Raw genomic sequence first — 21,330 nt, forward strand, 5'->3', positions numbered from 1 at the left:
CACGGCACAATCCCTTTTCTGTGACAGCTGTTCACACACTATGCAGACAGCCACATCATTTTGCTGCTTCTGTTACGCGATCCACCGGCCATTCTCATCTACAGAATAGCCATCCGGAGTCTGTTCCTGACAGAACATGCTCCCTGCCGGATACTGCACGTGATCATACGGTGCGAAATAATACCATACGCCGTCAATCTGCTGCCATCCGGTGAGCATAGAGCCTTCACCCGGAAGCAGGTAGTACCAGCGTCCGCCGGATAAGATCCAGCCGGTCTGCATAATGCCTTCTTCGTTGAAGTACCACCACTTGCCGCCTCGGTACATCCAGCCGGTCTGGTATCCGCCGGTCTGTTTTGCAAACTGCCAGGTTCCTGCCTCAGTCAGGATCCAGGTTCCCTGGGTTCCGCTCACAACCGGCCGTCTGTTGCCTCCGTATGACGGGAATCCAATCTTTGTGATATTTCCGCCCTTACTTGAAATATTGTAATGGGGAGTTGCAAAGATTTTTGTGTTTCCATCCTTATCGGTAATGGTGAAGGTGTAGCGGATGAAGGTATCGTGGCCGGTTCCGCCTTCCAGGTAGAACGGAGCGCCGCTCATCCACAGATGCCAGGTGTTCTCTCCGCCCTCGGTGGAAATATCCAGCTTATGCTGATTTCCTGCTCCCATCATGCCGCTCTGGGCCTCTCCTCCATTTTTACCTGAGTAATCAAAGGTGTACTCCATGTCTTCTTCATCGTCCACCGCTCCACCCAGGATAAAGGTATCACTGCCATTTCCAGTTCGGATGATAGTCTCTGCCATAGTAGTTACTACGTTAATCCGGTTGTTTCCGCCCGGTACCAGAACAAACAGGCTGCCCGGGATCCGGCTGAACTGCAAGAGCGCACTGTTTGCGCCGCCTGCGATCTTCACACGGTTTCCGAAGAGATCAATCTGCTCATCCTCCATGGTGGTGGTCAGCTTCACGCTGCCCGGTGTAGCTAACGTAAACTGCTGTTTCTCAGAAGAACTTTCCATATCCAGGGAAATATCGGAAGTTTCACTCTCTGAGGTTGCCACATCCAGATTGCCGATCTGATCGGTTACGCGGACATTTACCTGATCCGCGCCGGAAAGCTTCGTGTTCTTTGCTTCCAGGCTTCCGCTGATATCCAGGGTTCCTCCGTCTGTGCGGATTTCCACGGTATCACCGGCCTGCAGACGGTTTTTCACACTGAGGTTTCCTTCATTATCCAGAGCCAGATTTCCGGATACCACTCCGGTCATCTCATTCACGCGGGTCTTTAAGTCTGCGTTGTCCGCTTTTACAACCAGGTGATCTGCTTTCACAGTTGTACCAGCAGATGTCAGGTTTCCGGATACTTCCAGTTCCATATCTGCTGTTGCCTCTGCCTTACTCAGATTCAGGCTTCCCTGATTCTTTAAGTAAATGTTTTCTGCCGTGAGAGCTGCATTCCTGGCCTTAGTCAGAAGCACATTGTCCTTCGCGCCGATATTTCCATCTGCCCGGAGGGAAATCTCCTCTGCTGATACATTCACGCTGTTTTCCTGATCCGGAATACCGTTTACAATATCTCCGGCAGCTGTCAGGGTGATCCGGTCAGCTGCTTTCAGACTGCCAAGCTTCAGCATGCCTTCTGCCCTACTGTCTTTTAACCAGATCTGACGGTCAGCCTCTGCATTTAAAACGCCTTCCGTCTCCGTGGTGATCCAGTGCTCTGAAGATCCGATATTTCCAATGTTTCCAGAATCATCGGCTTTCGCAGTCAGAGTAATATTGCTGCCCCGGAAGTTGGTCTGGTCTTCTTCCTCTTCTGCGAGGCCGTTTAACAGATCACCGCCGGTCACAGTAAAGGTGATGTCATTACGGTCATCCTCCGTGCCTGCTTCCACATGGCCGATGGTAAAGGTTCCATTCACATTTCCGGTAATGGTTCCGGTCGCGTAAATATTCACCTGTTTTCCAGCCGTCATATGATTCACCGTATAGTCGCCCTGTACATGGCTGGTAATGCTTCCGTTTTCTGCTTTGATACTCTCAATAGCAGTGCTGCGATCCATGCGTAAGAAAATGCCACCGTTTGCGGAACTTAACTCGGCAATCGGGAGAATTCCTTCGGTTCCGATATCGTGAAGGTTGATGCTGCCGTTGGCCTTTACGATCAGCGCATTCTGTGCCGGATCCGGACTCTTATCCACGATCAGGTTAGTGGTCAGCGCTTTTTCATCCGTTCCAACAGTATCTGCTTCCAGAACAATGTTTCTGGCAGTGACATTAGCCTCAGTGTCCGTGTCTTCCAGACCATTTTCCATAGCTCCGACTGTCTTAATCTTCACGTCACTGCTGTCAGAAGAAACTTTCTTCAGTTTCAAAATCTTGCTGTTATCCTGGATATACACGCCTGTCATGGTTTTCACCTGCAGTTCCAGTTCAGCCTCACTTCCGTAACCTTTCACTTTCAAGTAACTGGTGTCTTCCGCGATCTGCTCTGCGATCATATCCAGTTTCTTGGTTGTTGCATGAACATCATCGTTTCCAATGCTTCCTGCAATTACCTTACCAGCTGCCTTAACCAGAATATGCTCCGGTGCAGTCAGCTGCTTCACAGTTACATTTTTCAGTGCTTCCAGCTCAATGCCCTTCTGTGCTGTCAGATGGTTTACTGTCATATCGTCCAGTACTTTCAGCCAGATACTCTCCGCTGCATCACCATCCAGTGTCGTTCCCTGTACCTTAAGCGTCCGGTCCGCGGTTCCGATGGAGCCATCCACTGCAGTCAGTTTCAGATTTTCGCCGGTCACATCTGCCTGATCTCCATCTTCAGTTCCGGTCATGCCATTTGCCGTGATCTGAATGTCGGATCCGGCTTTAACTCTGCCGATGGATAAAATTCCGCTCTCTCCTGTGTTGTCTAAGTAGATGCTTCCGTTTTCTGCGGCCGCAGTGATGGAGGTTACCTGGGTCTTTAATGGACTTTCTGCGGTTCCAATGCTGCCGTTTGTACTGGTTAAGTCAGCGTCTGCTGCGATCACAGTTGCTGCGGTGTTCTTGCCGATGATGCTGCCTGCTGTCTTAAAGACGATATTACCTGCCGCCTTTAACTGTCCCAGGTTTACATTTCCGGTCAGATCGGTCAGATAAATGCTGCTCCTATCTGACACTGCGCTGAGAGTGCTGTTTCCTGCTTCCACATTCATCACTTTATCGGTGTTTCCGATACTTCCTGTGGTTGCGTGAAGAAGTATGCTGGATGCGGTGATCGCTGCGGTAGTTCCGTCTGCTTCATTTGCAATACTTCCAGCTGTCAGGGAAACCGTACCGTTATTTCTGCTGCTTGTGATATTCTTCACATAGGCTGTGCCCTGCTGTGTTACATAGATATCACCCATGGAAATGATTTCCATATTGCCGGAAATATTAGTTCTTAAGTTCTGATCTGCCGTTCCCACTGCACTGCTCTTTAAGATCCGAAGAGCGTCTGCCTTGATGTTGATGTCTGAGTCAAGTGCCTTCACTGCCTTGTCAGTGCTGATCTCTACCACACCATCGGAAGTGATGGAGCCAATGGCCAGCTCCCGGTTCTTTGCTTCAAGATAGATTGCTCCGGTGCTGTTTGCCGCAGTGTTGAATCCCTTCGTTCCAACCGATACACGAATCGGATCTGCGGAAGTACCAAAGTTCTTTGTTATCTGAACGGACATGCCAGCCGCGCTCAGATCCACACTCTGGTTTCCTTGTCTTGTTACAGTGCCGGCCACCAGAGTCAGGTCATCACCAGCAGTGATGGTTTCTGTCAGATTGACGTCCACATCCGCATTGCCAAGACCGCGGATTTCTGCATCATTCCTGGCATTGATGCTTCCAAGATCATATGTGCCGAGACTGTCATACTCGTACTCAACGGTCTTACCCTGAGTCATATCAGTTATATCCTGGGTTTTCTCAACGGATTTTACCGTTACACCAACATACTGATTCTTCGTTTCATCATAGGTAATGTAATCATATTCCTTAATTACCGTTTCAGATTTTACTACTTCATACTTCTTTGTATCCTTGTTGTAACGGATCTGATCATACTCACCTGCATCAGCACTTCCCTCTGCTGATTTGTAAATCAAAGTGACCTCATCATCCACTAGCCAGAAGGTCTTCGAAAGCTGATCTGTGTAAGTTCCATCAGCCAATGTTTTCAGATACCGGATTGCATCGTCGCTTCCCAGTGTCATGATCTGCGCCTGACCATTGATCACAACTTTTACCTCACCAGTAAAGTTGCCAGCTTCATCAGTCAGATACTCCGCTGACCGATCCAGTTTCTGATAATTCACATTTCCATCCCTATCTGTGGTTACCAGATAATACTCAAAACCTGTGGTGTCATACCGCTCTTCTACATGTTTTCCATCTGCTTCCTGATATTCGGTTGTACATGCGGAATCTGTATAATACCTGGTCTTCCACTCACCATTGGCATCTAATTCCGTTTTCTCATACAATGTCTGAGAAATTTCCTGTACTGCCCTGGTGCTTGCTGACACAATATTCAATGCAGTATTCACAGATTCTGTGGTTGTATAGGTCTGTTTTCCAGTTACCGGATCTTCAACCAGAACACCAACCAGCAGCTTCGGCAGAGCCATGATCAGGCGTACATTCCTGCAGTTAACAGACTGAATCAGAGCCTTATCTACGTTTCTGATCTTCGCTGCTGCTGCGTTTGCTGCCTTCTCTGCTTCTGCTGTCGTTGTTCCCTGGACTTCAATATAGCGTTTCAGTCCAACCTGGAGATAAACATTGCCTGCTGCATCCACAATCAGTTCCGGACGTTTCAGACTATTATCATCATTGCCCGTTACAAACAGATTTACATGAAGCGGTCTGCCATCAGTTCCTACATTTTCAGCATTTTGAATATTGAGCTTTGCTACATCGAGTTTCGCATTATCTCCAAAGTATACGCTGCCTCGCTGTCCATTGAACAGAACATTTAAGACTGCTGTGTAATAGGAGAACCATCCATCAAAGGTTACATTCTTTCCGGTATTGGTTGTAATGGTTACTTCTGGCTGATTGGTGTTATCCACCACATCATCCATCACAAACTTGGAATAATCACTGCAAAGGATGGTGTACGCGCAGCTGTCTGCATCGTACTCTGCTAAAAGATCGATATTTTTCAAAATCAGATTCTTCGCAGAGTTGTTGGTAATATTTAATCTGGTGATCACATTGTTGCTGTGAATCTTCACGGTTCCGCTTACTTTGCCATAGAGTGACTCAATCTTTAAGCTTCCGTTTGCCTTGGAACTGAAAGATTTGATGATGACATTGTCATCATTCTTCTCATAGGTTACATCGCTGTTCGCAATATTTCCATTTTCGTCAATGACAATATTTACGTCCGCATTGCTTCCATAATAGATATTACCATTTAAGATTACGTTGTTTTCAGATTTGTATTCCCCGTTTTCCTTCTTATCGGTTGCACTCTGGAGAATCTTTTCTACTACAATCTCCTCTACCCAGGTGATGACCTTCACGATTGTCTTTGTAATCCACTTGACGATCTTATTCAGAGGCCACGGAAGCTTTTTACAAATCTTTTCGGAAACCTTTTCAATGACATTCTTGGTTCTGGTAACAGTCTGTTTGATAAATTCCGTTACCGTTTCTGCCTTATACTCTGCTTTCTTTGTATAAGACACTTCGCTCTCGCTCTTTGCTGCCGCGCCAATGGCGATATCCTTTGCGTTCATGGAAGAATCACTTCCGTAAATTTCTACATTGCCATAGACTTTTGTGTTATTGGTTGCTGTAGAAATGACAGAACCAGTACCGCCTGCGGTATAGCCATAGCTGTAAGCATTGGTATAAATATCATTGGTCGAAATTGCATACAGAGTCAGTGTCTGACCTGCGTGCAGCCTTACGTTGGTGCCAGTTACTTTTGCGTTTGCTGTCACATTTACCGTCGCGTTTGGCTTAGACTGGGTATTGATGATAGAACCAGTCTCGGAATATGCCGATGCATATGCGTAAATCCGGCCGATCACTGCCTGAATATCCAGTTTTTTCGCCGCTGACAACTCTGTGTAACTTCCAAGATTGATCAGCGAATTGATGGTCATCCTGTTCACGACATCGGTGGAAATGTGGCTGAGGCCATCTACGGTAAATTTAATTCTGCTGTAAACCTTCGCTTCTGTATTGGTACTTGTTCCAATAAATACATCTCCGGACTGTGCATTCACTGACGCATGGCTGCCGGAAATTCCATTTAAGAACTCTGCCACTGCATTGGCTGTAGTGGTTGCCTCTGCCTTTACGTTGGTTCCTGCTGCCACTCCGCCAGCTCCGCCGTAAGCGGTTAAGTTGGAAGTAATGTCTTTCGCTGACGCATAAATCTTAATATTGCCCTTATTTGCCAGAATCGCGGACGGATAAATCTTAACCCGTACATCATCGGTCACATTCTGAATTGCCTTCGCGACACCTTTGGCAATGATTGCGCCTGCGATTGCAGTTGCGTAACCTTTATAAGAGTTATTGGATGCCGCGATGATCACAATTGCGTCACCATCCTGATCTGCATCGATTGCTGTCAGCTTGCTTCCGCTTCCCACTTCTGCGTAAGTCTGATTATTTACCGTGGTATCATCGCTGACGTCATTGGCTGATCCGCCAAATGCTCCGGAAGATGCCGTCGCTGTGGTGTCTTTGTTGATGCTTGCGGCTGCCTGGATCAGGATATTCTGTGCGGTAATGGTACTTCCGGTTACTCTTGCAGTAGTCTTATTGGTAATCTTCGTGGTGATCTTAGTCAGACCGCCTGCCGCAAAGCCCGCTGCACTGTGTCCGGATGCATTGCCATTTACATCATGCTCATCCTGTGCTATTGCAGATGCCGCTCCATTCGCTGTGATGGTACTGTTTGCAATCTCAGCTGTGGTTGTAATATCTTCTGTGATTTCCAGGTTCTGTGCAGTTCCGGCTGCCAGAAGTCCGCCTGCGGTTCCTTTGGCAGTTCCTTTTACAGTTCCGCTGTAATCTGCCAGAACGGAGACGTTTCTTGCATTGATAATGGTTGTTCCGGTGATCTGTGCAATAGTCTTGAAGGTATTTTCGATCTTCACCGTAACACCACCCACTGCCGCGCCACCAGCTGCCGCTAAGCCTGCTCCGTTACCGGTTAAACTTCCGTTGGCTTTGCTGAGTACCAGGGCGTCCTCTGTCAGTGTCAGAGTTGCATTAGTTACTTCCGCAGTTGCACTGCCGTCTACAATGATTTCCGAAGATGCACCGGAACCACTTACCAGACCACTGGCTGCTCCTGCATATGCATTGGATTCCAGATTGCCGGCTTTGCTATAAGATTCATCGTCATTTACATTAAACAATGCCCGTACTCTTATATTCTTAGCCTGAATCTTGCCGCCCGTAACAGCCGCCAGCACAACCGGTTTTACTGTCAGTCTGGCAATCGCCGCCTGAACAGATCCGCCTACTGCTGCTGACAAACCATACGCATTTGCTGTTGCAGTTAAAATACTGTGGGCCAGAATATCGTAAGTACCCTTTGATGCTGTTACATTGGCTCCACTTGCTACTTTTGTTGTATTTCCTACCTCTACAAGTGCAAGAGTCACAGATCCTGTTGCTCCATAACCTACACCTGCTGCTGTGGTGGTTGCTGTAGAGGTAATATTCTGATTTGCATTCAGTTTCACATTGCCATTGATAGATGCCAAACTGCTGCCGCTAAGTACTTCTACGATGGTTGTTCCAGTTACTTTTAATCTGGCTGCTGCCATTCCAGCGGATGCCCATCCACCAGCATAACCATCTGCTGTTGGATTTGCATTGATGATTAACCGTGCTGATACATGAACTCCGGACTTACCATTTAAAGAACCGGTGCTTCCGATCAGAACTTTCGTCGTTCCGGTCACATCCATGTAAGCTACGGCTGCGCCCAGTCCGATGACTCCTGCGGAACCTGCTGCCGCCTTAAACGCATTGCTGGTAATCTGGTTCTCTGCGTTGATGGTTACGGTGCCACTTGCATTGATAGTTCCGTTGATCTCCACCTGAACCGTGCCATTTAAGATTGCGATAGCCACCGCACCGCCTGCTGCCAGTGCACCTCCAGATACAGAACCTGCATATGCGGTTACTGCGGTTGTTTCTGCTGCTTTGATATTGGCGTTGCCTGTTAAGGTGATCACAGTTCCAGAACCGATTCTCGCCGTTGTTGCATTGGCAGTTTCTCCTGTGAAGTAACCTGTGATATCCAGTTTCAGGCTTTCGTCAGTCAAACCATTGGCATTATTCAGAGCCTCGTTAATGCTGCTCTGGCTATTGGAACTTACGTTGTTCGTGTCATCACGCTTCATAGCCGTCTTTGCATCATCACTCTGCTTGCTGCCAACCAGAATTACCAGTACACTGCCGGATACAGCGCCGACACCTGCGGAACCTGCAACTACATAAGACGTAATGTCCCGTTTAGAGTTTGCTGTCAGATTCAGGTTCACTGCTGTAATACTGCCGTTTGTTCCAATCTCTGCCAGAACAGTGTTCTTGAAGATCAGAACTGCTGCTGCACCGCCCACAGCTGTTCCACCGCCAGATACGGTACCTGCTGTCATGTCAATGGTTACAATATCTTCTGCCTGAACGGTTAAATCACCGCTCAGATTGATGGTTACGTTGTTTCCGATTCTTGCGGTTGTATCTGCATTGGCAATGATCAGGATCAGGGATCCGCCCACTGCAGTGCTTCCGCCAGTTGCTGCTGCCACCACACCGGTGATAGTTTCTTTGGATTGTGCATTCACATTCAGAGAACCGGCTTGGATGGATGTGTCATCCAGCACTTCCGCCTTGGTATGGCTCTTGAAGATGATGCTTGCTCCTGCGCCGCCCACTGCGACTGCGCCGCCAGATACGGATGCCGCACCGGAAGTAATGTACTGCCAGTTGATGGCTTTTACATTGACTGCTGCTGTACCTGCCTCAATAGTTCCGCCAAGCTGGCTGGTTACGGTATTCTCTGTGTAGAGAACGGATGCGCTTCCCGCGCCGCCTGCCAGGCCACCTGCTAAACTGGTTGTCAGCAAGAATACATTGTTATCGCTGACTGCCAGGACGTCAACCCCACCCGGTGCATAAACCATACCATTTAAGATGGCCTCTACAGTCTTCTTTAAATAAGTCACTACGATGGTTCCAGTTGCTCCTGCGATACCGACTGCCGCACCACCGGCTGCCGTGTCAGCCTCCGTGGAATCCATGGCGATGACTTTCACGCTGGATGCGGATGTCTTCTGTTCCCGGTTTGCTTTTACCTTCTGGTTGATCTGCGCGCCCTGTTCTACTTTTGCCCGTACTACCGTATCGGAAACAACTGTAGTAGAAGCAATGGATCCCGCTGCGCCAGTACCAGCAGAACCAGAAGCAGTGATTGCCATCAGATTATTGGTGTTAAATGCTCCGATGAGAACGCCGTACTGAGTCGCTTTCTTGCGGTTTCTCTTCCGGTCGCCATCATTGCCATCTAACTCGCCGGTATAGAAAGTAATACCTGTCGTTCCATAAGCATCTAACTGAGCCAGTTTTCCAACCAATGCCTGAACCGTATTGCTTGCTTTCACAACCGCTACACCTGCCGCGCCGCTGACGGATACTCCGGTTGCGCTGATGGCAGTATTGGCTGATCCTGCAATCACATACAGATTCTGGTTATCTTCTGCCCAGATTGCGATGCTGCCGTTTGCAGTCAGAACGGTGGCTGCCGTATTGGCTTTCACCTCTGCTGTAGTCCCATTCTTTATGATGATCGTAGAAACTGCTCCGTTCACAGCACCCGTTGGTGTTGCACCAGCTGCCGCACCGGCACTGACTACAACTACCACATAAGCTTCATCACTGATTGCCTTGATGATGATATTTCTTCCGCTGGTTAATACTGCGCCTTCATCTACATAGGCGCTGGTCACCTTCCGGAAGGTAATGGTGTCGTTGGAGATGCCTGCACTGACTGTGCCGCTGGCAGCTATATTACCTGCCACATCCTGAATGGAAGTGGTATCCACTGCGATCACCAGAATATCACCATTGTTCTTTGTTGTAACTTTGGCATTCTTTCCGATCCATGCTTTGGTCTCACTGCCAAATACTAATACATTGACAGAACCAACTACCGATACGGCTCCGCTTGCTGCTCCGCTGACTACCCAGCTGCGGATCTTCTGGGAAGATTTCGCACCTACTAAAACACCAGACTGAGCAGACTCATTGGACTTAGAAGACACATAATCGATCGTCGTATCCTTATCATTTAAGTTCTTATAATTCTTATTTACATCAGAAGTTGCTGTGCCGTCTACAAATTGTACTTTTCCTCTGTTTGCATTGGCAGTAACGATTGCACCATTGCCAACGTAAGCATGTGTCTTGTTAGAGAAAATGATCACATTGGTAGCCACACCAATTCCTGCTGCGCCACCGCCGCTTACGCTTCCGTTGATCACCCGGATGTCCTGAGCACTTTCTGCCAGAACGATCACGTTGCCATCTGCGTATACGTTTGCATTCGGTGCGATATAAGCAGCTGCCTGCTCGCCAGCTTTGATGACTGTGATGGTTCCTGCCACGGATGCAGAACCAGCTGCACCACCGCCGCTGGAAATGAAGTTCGGAATCTCTAAAATATTCTGTGCGTGAACTTTGACATTTCCTTTATCAGCTCTTACCGTACCGCCAAGTCTTGCCTCAGCAGTGCCGTTGATGATCGCCAGATTCATGGAGATACCAACGGATGCTGTGCCGCTTCCGCCTGCTGCTCCTGCAATTGCGTCTAACTTTGTCTTTTCTGTTGCTTCTACAGTAACATCGCCGTCTGTTGCGGTTGTGGAACCACCATCGCCAATGCCTGCATATGTCTTATCATCTACAGAAGCACTGGTAAAGTATCCGCTGATCAGAGACTTGTTCTCTTCTTTCAGTCCGGTGATGATGCTATTTGCCTCATCCACATACTGATTATTCTGGTCGCCAGCGCCAACTGTCTGACCATAACCATGATTTACTGCCGCCTGGCCACGCTTTGATGCTTCATCACTTGCTTTGTCAGAAGAATTACCGCCGCCGTTTGTATTGGCCTTGTTGGCGTCGCTGTCTGTAGTTGCAGCACCAATGGAAAGTACCAGAATGCTTCCGTTGACACTTGCAGTTCCGCCTGCGCCTGCCATGACAGCTTTCGCTGTAATGCCGCGGTCTGACGCTGCCTGAACTAAGATTGCCTTTGCAAGCACTGTACAATTGTTGCCAATCATTGCAGTTACGGTATTGCGGTAAATCGCAACTTCAATCGCTGCTCCGATTGCCGCAGTTCCGCCAACAGTTACATTACCTGTCTTCAAATTCAGGCTGGTTGCATCTTCTGCTTTTACTGTGATCGTTCCATTCTCTGCTTTCAGAGTACATCCGTTTCCAACAATTGCCTGTGTGGTCACATTCATGACTAACACTGCGAAGGAACCGTTCACGGCTGCTGTTCCGCCTGCGCCCGCACCAATCACCGTCATATCGATGGTTTCTTTGGATACTGCACAGATCAGAATATCGCCACTTGCTGCAATTAAGGTTGCACCTGGACGAACCTCTGCAAGAGTTTTGCCCTTGAATACGATGGTTCCCACAGATGCGCCTGCTGCCGCCGTTCCGCCGCCCTGAATGGATGTTGCGGAAAGCTGCAGGTACTGATTGGACTCTGCCTGAATGGTAATAGTTCCAGCTTTTAAGGTTCCGCCAACACTTGCGGTTGTAGTATCCTGAAGAACGATAACCGATACGGTTGCTCCCACACCGGCGGTTCCGCCTGCTGCTGCGCCAATGACATTGGCGTAAATCTGATTGTCGGAATGAGCCAGAACTACAATTGCATTTTCTGCAAAGATCTGTACTCCATCACCAATTCTTGCTGTGGTTTCTTTAATTCCTGTGTAGACAACCACTGCACCGGAGACACCTGCTGTTCCGCCGCCTGACGCCGCACCACCCGAGACACTTTCTACGGTGTCATTGGATGCGATGACATGAACGCCGGACTGCTGATGCGCTCCCTGACGGCTGCCCTGATTTATTCTGGCATTTGCATTGATAACCGCCTGGGCTTTCGCCTTTTCTACTACTGTTACTGTTGCAATGCCGACACCTGCGCTGGATCCGCCTGCTCCGGTAACTGCGATCGCGTGAATATTGGTTGTGTTGAAAGCACCAATGATGATGCCGTTGATGGTCATCTGGTTATGTTTTCCGCGTCTGGAAACCACATTGCCGCTGGTGCTGTCTGTTGTAATTGTCAGCTTGCCAAAATTACCGCTGACACTGTTCTTGCCAAGAGCATCCAGTGCAGCGCCAATTCCTGCTTCTGCCCATGTTCTGTGAGTATCCGTAATCACAATCACACCTGCGCCAACACCTGCGCTTCCAGCGCTGATTGCTGCAGAACCTGCTCCGGAGAGGATGGTCTGCTCTGCTTCTGCGGTTACCTGGATACTGCCATCTGCAGAAATCACAGTTTCTGATGCGTCTGCGTTCTCATTGTTGCTGTCTGGAGTTCCGATCAGCGCGAATACGTTCTGTTTTGCTACAATCACTGCTACAGAACCATTCACTGCCGCACTGGAACCACCGGCAGCTCCGATCACCAGATCCACCAGAGTATCATCACTCTTTGCAGAAACGATCACGTTGCCGCTATTGCTGGTGGTAATCTTTGTTCCCTTGCCAACACCTGCGTAAATCAGTCCCCGATATACGATAGTGTCGATGGAAGCTCCAACAGCTGCACCACTGGTAGATAATCCCAGGCTGCCAACGATATCAATGATATCGGTACTGCCCAGAGCAATGATCTGTACATCGCCGTTGGCATTGATCACGGAATTCTTACCAACCACTGACTTCACCGTGTCCCCGACAACTACCACTGCTGCAGAACCGGTTACCGTTGTTCCGCCTGCGGATACGCCGCCGCTGATGACGATGTTGATAAATTTCTTATCTGATGCTGCTGTTACAGCTACATTGTTTCCATAGATCGTTGCATGGTCACCAATCAGTGCCTGAGTCTTTCCATCTGCAATCACATCTGCATTGGAAAGTCCAACTGCTGCACCGCTTGCAGAACCGGCAAATCCGCCAGCCAGAACCACGTTGATCATGGAATCTTTCGCTGATACAGTTACATTGCCGCGGCTATTTGCGTTACCGATCTGTGTATAATCGCCAATCTTCGCCATAACATCGTTGCTGATGACGATGACGCCGATGGAACCAGATACGGATGCGCTCTTGCCGCCGCCTAAACCAATGACAAAAATATAATTCTTTTCTGTCGCATCTGCACTTACAGTCAATCCGCCAGGAGCGATAATCGCTGCATAATCACTGCTGGTTCCGTCTGCGATCTCTGCCAGAACCTTCTTTAAGAATACGTTCACCTGTACAGAACCGCCGACACCGGATTTTCCGCTGCTGATTGCCGCGCCGCCGGAAACGATCACGATGACAGTCTTGCTGTTTGCAGTTACAGACATCGCATTGACGTTATAAGTTCCGGTTCCAGCTCTTGCAACGGTACTGCCCCTGATCACATTGACTGCCGGGCTGACTGCTGCTGCCACACCATTGCTTCCAGCTGCCGCGCCATTGACAATCACTGCCACGATGGTCTCTTCGCTGTCTGCACTTACGGTTAAGTTTCCGCCAGCCGTAATGTTTGCGCCATTGCCGATCTGTGCCAGAGTATTGGTATTGACCACGATCACGCTGACAGAAGCACCGATTCCATGTCCGCCAGATGCCGCGATACCGCCGGTAATTCCGGTATAGCCAAGTCTGGATGCTGCGGTTAATTTTACGTTACCCTTCGTTTTAATGGTTGCGTTTTTGCCAATCTCTGCGGTTACGCTGTTTCCATTTACGAAAATGTTAACAACACCTTCTCCCGCAGCCTGTGTTCCATTGCCTGACTTGGAAGAAGAAGCCGCTGCTGCTACCAGAATCGAAGTCAGATCCAGTTCACCGGATGCGCTGATGGTCACATCACCATTCCATGATCCGCCATTTGCTCCTGTCACTGTGGAACCATCACCGAGGCCTGCATTCACCTTCGAATTGTGAATGATGGTATTGATGCCAACACCGGCACTCTTGCTGCCGCCATATGCCACGGAACCTGCGATGGTCACTGCATTTACTTTGGAAGCTGCTTTGACGGTCAGACCATCGGTCAGAATCAAAGTTACATTCTTGCCAACCAGTGCTGCCACATAATCATTGATCACCAGAACCGTAAAGGAACCTGCTCCGGTAAATTTTGTATTTTCTGTAGAAGCTGCGCCACCGACTGCTTCCAGGTAGTAGTTATTATTGGAAAGAAGATTCCAGAGATCCTTTACTACACTGGCAAGATCAGATAATTTCAGGTCTTCAGAACTCTGTGTATCATCGGTTGTATTGATCTCAACCTTGCCATCTTTGATCTGGGTGGAGCCAGTTTTGATCACGCCGTTGATCTTGATGTTTCCGCCAATATCATCAGCCTTGGCACTTACCTGCTGTTTCTCTGCCTTGACCAGAAGACTCTTTGCTGTGATCTGCGCATTGTCACCGATCTCTGCAGTTGTCTTGTTGTTCACATAGATCATGGCGTAAGCGCCACCGACTCCTGCCTTGGAATCAGAGTTTCCATTGGAACCACTGGTCTTTCCGCTGCCATTCTGCTCGTTGAACCGGCTGTCTGTTAAGGATGCGCCCCATGCCCGGGCTGCCAGTTTACTCTGCTCAATGGCTTCTACGGTCATGTTTCCGTTCGAATAAATGATTACGCCATTTCCAACACTAGCGTTTGTCTCCGCATTGGATACAATTACAGCTACCGCGCCTGCTACTGCAAAGCCTCCGCTTCCGCCGCTTCCTGCACCGGCGATAGCTTCCGCACCAAGTCTGGTCTTGTAATCATCATCCATGTTATGTCTGGTAACTGCCTGAATCAGGATCTCACCAACCGATGTTCCGCTGGTTCCAAGATTACCAGTCAGCTGTGCCACTGTCTTGCTGTTATTGATGACAACTGCCACGCCCAGAGCAATCGAATTCTTTTTAGAAACGGCCGCTCCGGTTGCCAGCATCTCAAAGTTGTCAAGGTTCTCTGCTTTGATGGTAACTGTTTTAGCCTTCTTCACAGTACCGGATACTCTTGTGCTTACATCGTGGGATACGATGGAAACGCCGACTGCTGCTGCCACGGATACCGGATTTTCCTGATTGGTTGTGGTTCCGGTCTTGCCGCTCTGAGCATCCTTCTTTGCATTTGCCGCATTGGCTGCATTCGCTCCTGTAGTGTCGGTTGAACCACTGTCCACAGAATGCTCGGAAGTCTTCACATCTGCTGCCGCCAGGACTTTGTTGGAAAGACTGGTATCAGAACTGGTCTTGTTCTTATCCTCAGCGTTCAGCTTGCTGTCGATCTTCTCGTTTACTTTATTATCAGAAGAAGTATTGCTCTTTCCAGAGTTGTTATTGTTTTTCTTAAATGCTGAACCATCTAATATAGAAGCAATGGTTGCATTGTACTTCTTCTCGTAACGGGATAAATCTACACCAGACGCCGTTGCGTACGCTTTTGCCAGATCCTGTGCTTTGGCAATGGCATGTACGGTAAAGTTTCCGTCAACCGATGCAGTTCCTGCCAGAAGTGCGCTGACTTTCTCTGCCACCAGGTTTACGGCTACGGAGGCACCAACTGCTGCGTTCTTCGCTTCCGCATCGCCCTTTGCGGTGGTCTCCGTCTTAGAGACACTCTCTGCGTAAATATCCAGATTGCCACCGGTATCAACAGTTGTTCCGCTGCTGATCTCTGCGTTTGCATTGCTGCTTACCAGAGATACAGAAACTGCTGCGTCCAGGGAATCATACTTTCTATCAGCCTTATCAGAAGTACTCTTGCCATCGGCATCTTCGTATGCATCATTACCAGCTTCCACATAAGTTTCCATTTCACTGTTGATCACAGATTTCACAGCGAAATTGCCTGCTGTTTTAATATTGCCGCCTGCAACTTTTGCATCTGCCGTTGTGTCCGCAATGGTCAGTCCGAAGGACGCGCCTACGCCAACACTCTTATCACTTCCGCCAGAGCTGCTTCCGCTATTGCTGCCGTTTCCGGTACTGCCGCTGTTTCCGGTACTGCCGCTGTTTCCGGTGCTGCTGCTGTTTCCAGATTCTGCTCCCTCAAGGTCTGCGCTTGCACCTGCCTTGGTGGTAATCTTCTGGTTCACCTTTGCTGTCACACTGCTCTCCTGACTGCTTTGTGCTGTCAGGTTTCCATTCACGTTTGCAGTGTAAGCAGTATTAAAAATATTGATTGCAGCCGCTCCGGCTACGCCTACGTTGGAAGCACCTGCACCGGAAATACTGATCACTTCGATGGTATTGGCTGTTTCTTTTCCGCTACTATCAGTCGGCATTCCTGCACGAACCAGGAAATAACCGGTCTTGTGGCTTTCGGAAATCTCTGCCCGGTTCACTAAATTACCGACCAGAATTGCTACGCTGACGCCTACACCATTAGTGCTTAAAGTGGAAGATGCATTGGCTTTCACAGTTACATTGTTGTGTGCCAGGGCAATCACTTCCAGCTTACCACTGGAAACTGTATCTGCTTTGACACTGGCTACAGTTTCATCATTCCATACTTCCACTGCCACAGCCGCCGCTGCGGTTACTTTTCCTTCGGTGGTCTCTGCGGACTGTGGAGTCTTTGACTCTGTCTCAGAGATTCCATCCGTACCGGAACCGACTTTTTTGCCGCTTGCCAGTGCCTTGTTCACCAGATTATCCGGCGATTGCGGATCACTGTCATCACTGCTATCAGAATTGCTGTCATCTTCACTCGGTGCATCTGCTCCATTGGCACCGGCAATGCTGATGGTCTCTGCCGAGTTTCCGCTTTCTGCTTTTACACTGATGTCCTTTGCACCTGTCACCTTACGGTTCATGTACGCATACTGATGAAGCTTTCCTGCGGATACGGTCACGGCTCCGCCCACTGCCACGCTGCTGCCTGCAGCCTTTCCGCTGGCCCTGGTGGATTTCTTCTTATTTGATTTTGCGTAGACCGTCAAATTTCCGACCAGTGCGACTGGCTGACTGTTCGCTGCAACCTTTGCTCTTGTGGTTCCATTTAAAATGTTTACTACAACCACCGGAACGATTGCCTTGCCTCCGGCTGCTCCGGCAATGGCTTCCACAGTAATCTCACCCTCAGATTCTGCTTTCACGGTCAGGGAGTTAAACTTGTTGCTGTTTCCTGTTCCGTTTACTACTGTCGTCTCTTCCAGATCTGCGGTTGTAGTATTGCTGACTACACCAACACCAATTGCCGTTCCGACACCGGTGGACTTTGCAAATTCTTTCTGGGAATCATCGGATCCGGCTTTTGTTGCTGCGTTGCTCTTACTGCTCGCTGTAATAGAAAGATCTCTTTCTATATTAATAGTCGCCTTGCTGATGTAGGCATTTGTAATGTCATTTACTACATTTACTGAAACAGCTCCGCCCAGTCCAAAATTGCCCGAGTTAAATCCTGCTGTTGTACTTACAGAAGACAGATTATCGTAGTTCCTGGTTTCTGTTTTTGTTGTTCCATTTTCGTCCACTTCCACCTGGACACTCTGTCCGCCTGTAACTGCCGCAACTGTAAGATCCTGTGCGTTGATCGTTGCATTTGAAATATAAGCTTCATTGCGGTTATTCACAACTCCAACTCCGATTGCCACGCCTGCTGAAATGTTGGTACCACTCTTTCCGGAGGTATCACCATTGGCTTTCATAGTGATCAGCTGCTTTAAACCTTTTACTCCATTGGTGTTGTTTGCTGTTAAAGTAATATACATGGTATATACTTTGTAAGTAGTTCCATTTTTTGTTTCATCCGTAACTTCGATTCCTGTCATATCCTTCGGAGCAAAACCGAAACTGCCTGGAAGTTTGAATACCAGCTTGTATTTTCCTGCTGTTAATTGCTGATTTCCATTTATTGACTGGTCTTCATTCTGTGTGGCTCCGTTTGTAAATTTAATCAGTCCGTCTTTGTCCAGGAATGTCTGATTATATGGATTGCCGGTATCTGTCTGACCGTCCTGTGTTACTTTCGTCAGAGTTGCCGTTACCGGAAGTGTGGTAGATCCATCTTCTGTCACTGCCGCAAACCGGAATTCATTGTCATCCGCGTCATTCTCTAATCCGCTTGGAATGGTAGAAGCATCTGCAACCGTTGTATTATTGGAAACTGCGTTTGCGAGCACTTCTACTTTTCCGCCGGCATTAATTGTGCCTGTTGTTGTAATAGATGCTTCATTTGTGGAATTTACAATTGTTACTGCGATTGCTCCAACCAGCTGATTTTTAGTATTACTTGTCTTTGCCAGTTTCACAATTCCGTTATACCCTTTTCCGGAAGCAATCTCGATTACCTGATCTGCCGGAACTGCATAACCACTCGGTACAATGATGGTTATGGTATAGGAACCATTCGCAAACTCCGTTCCTTCATAAACATTACTCTTATCCAGTGTCCAGAGTCTTGGAGCTGATGCAGTCCCTTCGTTTGGCGTAATCTTTACGGTAACGCCTGTTACATCTTTTCCAGTTGTGTCTTTAAATGTAAGTTTGATTTTATTGCTGATTTCTTTTTCTGCTTCTTCAAAAAGGCTTCCCACTCCGCTGTCTTCGCCGCTGGCTGTTTCCAGAGACTCGCTTAACTTGCCTTCTACTTCATCTTTGTGGAACCAGCTGCTGATCTTCGTCTTGGCATCAGAAGCCATCTCGCTGCCCTTCTGTTTCAATCTGGTAGTCAGCTGAATGTTTTCCAAGGAATTGTTGATGATTCCAAGGATCGTATTCAGGGCTGTTTCCTTTACAGAAGAATTTTTCTCCTCCGACTTTACAGATTTTACAGTGGTGCCATTCACTCCATGCTGCGTGGAGGAAACCTTCAGGTTTTCTACTTTTGTAACATTGACATTTCCGCCAATATTTGCCAGCGTATCATAATTGATCACTGACACACCTGCAAATGCTCCGCTCTGGCTGGAATTGGTTTTCTTTCCCAGCGCATTGGTTGCTGCTGCAGCATTGCTTTCTGCCGCCAGAATCAGGTCGCCGCCTGCAGAAATGCTGTTCTGTCTTGTACTATCAATACTTACTTTAGTAGTTCCGCCGATGACAGAAACGCCAACTGCAATATTTCCTGCTTTTGCATCTGCATTTACATCCGATTTGATCACGGATTTTGCTGTCATTTCAATGTTTTTGGTGGATATGAAATCACTGTTCTTTACCAGAACTGCTGAAGAAACATTCGCTACATTGACTGCCACTCCAATACCAACACTCTTCGTGCTCATGGTCAGATCATTCATAGAAGATAAGGTGATCGTATCTGCGGTAAAACTGCAATCCTCAATCTCAATGATGGTCTCGATATTTTTTACATTTGCCAGGTATCCGTCAATATCCTCAATCTTGCCATTGACGGATGACCATACGCCTGAATCACTGGTATCTGCATCGGCCTCTTGTCCTGCCGATGTACTGTCCGCCGCTGAAGATGCTTTGTTTGTCGCTGTAATGGTGATCTCGGATCCCTTGTCTTTATCGTCCGTATCACCACTGGCGACAATCGTCATATTTTTTATGCCGGCATATGTAGTATCCGAATCATACACCTTCTTCACCACATTCAGAAATACATCCCCCGCTGTGGCAGAGCCGGTATCCTGAGCTGTCAGTTTCAGTTCTTTGACTTTCAGCGTCACGTTCTGACTCGGCTTCAATTCAATCTGCTTAGCAATCAGTTCCATAATGGCTGTTGCCAGATCCAGGACTTTATTCTTTGTATTCACTGGATCCCGGAAGCTGATCTTCGTCTTTGAAGCGATCTTTACTGAGGTGATGTTTGCATTCGTGTAGGCGGTTTTCTTTGTTGCTGCCCCATTCTTCACGATAACGGTCAGCTTTGAGTTATCACCGATGGAAATTTCAATGGCTTCATCACTTCTGACATCAATTGCCGTAGAGTTTGCATCCTCCACTTCCAGCTCATTCGCTGCCTGCACTGCAGGAGCTGCTTTCGGAGCCGCCTGTGCTGCAATCTCCTGCTTCTGCTCTTCCGGTATCCCTGCGGCAGTTTTTTCTTCAGCTACAGCTGTCTCCGGCGATTCCGGTGATTTCGCATCAGCTGCACCTGTCTCCGGCTGACCGGCTTTGGTCTGTTCCGCTCCATCCGGATTTTCTCCAGCGCCCACTGTATCTGTTCCAGATGTTTCAATGCTGCTGTCCTGGCCTTCTCCGAACATTCCCGTGTCCTGCTGTGTATTTCCAGCGTCTGCACGGTTCTTATCTTCCGAATCTGCACCAGAATTCACGCTTCCGTCAGAAACGCTTCCCTGCTCCGGTTCCTGTATATTTTCTGAACCTGTTCCAATTCCAGGATTACTCTTGTCTGCGGAATTCTTGTCATTCTCAGAACCAGTGCCTGTCTCAGAATTATTGCCTGTTTCAGATCCGCTGCCGGACTGATTTCCGGATTCAGATCCTTTTTGGGAATCAGTTTCCGAATCGTTTCCATCCTCGGAATTTCCGCTGTTATTTTCTGAGTTATCTCCGTCCCCAGAACTTTCGCCGTCATTTTCTGAGCTGTCCTTGCTCTCAGAATTCCCACTGTTACTTTCCGAACTGCTTCCGCTCTCAGAACCGCTGCTTTCGGAACTGCTTTCTCCAGATGAGCTGTCTCTGCTTTCACTGGAATTTCCTCCAGCTTCGCTTCCTCCAGAAATGTCTCCGGCCTCAGAGTTTCCGCCACCGCTGGAGCTGTCTCCGCTTTCAGAAGCGCCGCCCCCGCCGGATCCTCCTCCGCCCGAACTGTCACCGGCCTCAAAGCTTCCGCCGCCAGAATCTGCGCTGTCTCCGACCGCAGCATCCTGACTGCTTTCATAGCCGGAATCTACAGTGCCGCCGGCCGCATAAGAAACCGATGTCCCTGTAACTGCCATACACAGTCCCAGAACCGCGATCATTCCTTTTGCCCGTTTCATGGTCTTTCGGTACTCTAACATTGCCTTTTCCTGTATACCCATAGATTCGCCATTCCTTTCTAAATGTAACTGACTCATCCTTGTTTACTATATGTATCCGTAGTTTTTATGTTTTCTGACTTTTTTGTCATTTTTAAAAAAAATACAGTTTTC

General features: G+C 48.3%; 1 protein-coding gene. It reads right to left on the reverse strand.

Annotated elements, in window-relative coordinates:
* Positions 1-72: 72 nt before the first annotated feature.
* Complete coding sequence (locus tag DW819_RS07545; protein WP_182432591.1) at positions 73-21,219, reverse strand: hypothetical protein; 21,147 nt, start codon at positions 21,217-21,219, stop codon at positions 73-75.
* Positions 21,220-21,330 lie beyond the last annotated feature (111 nt).

Origin of the sequence: Clostridium sp. AM33-3 (assembly GCF_003480315.1) — a bacterium.
Classification (GTDB): Bacteria; Bacillota; Clostridia; order Lachnospirales; family Lachnospiraceae; genus Brotaphodocola.

What these genes read in the sequence shown, in the direction of transcription:
- DW819_RS07545 (WP_182432591.1), bottom strand. Translation starts at nt 21,219, where the DNA reads ATGGGTATACAGGAAAAGGCAATGTTAGAGTACCGAAAGACCATGAAA.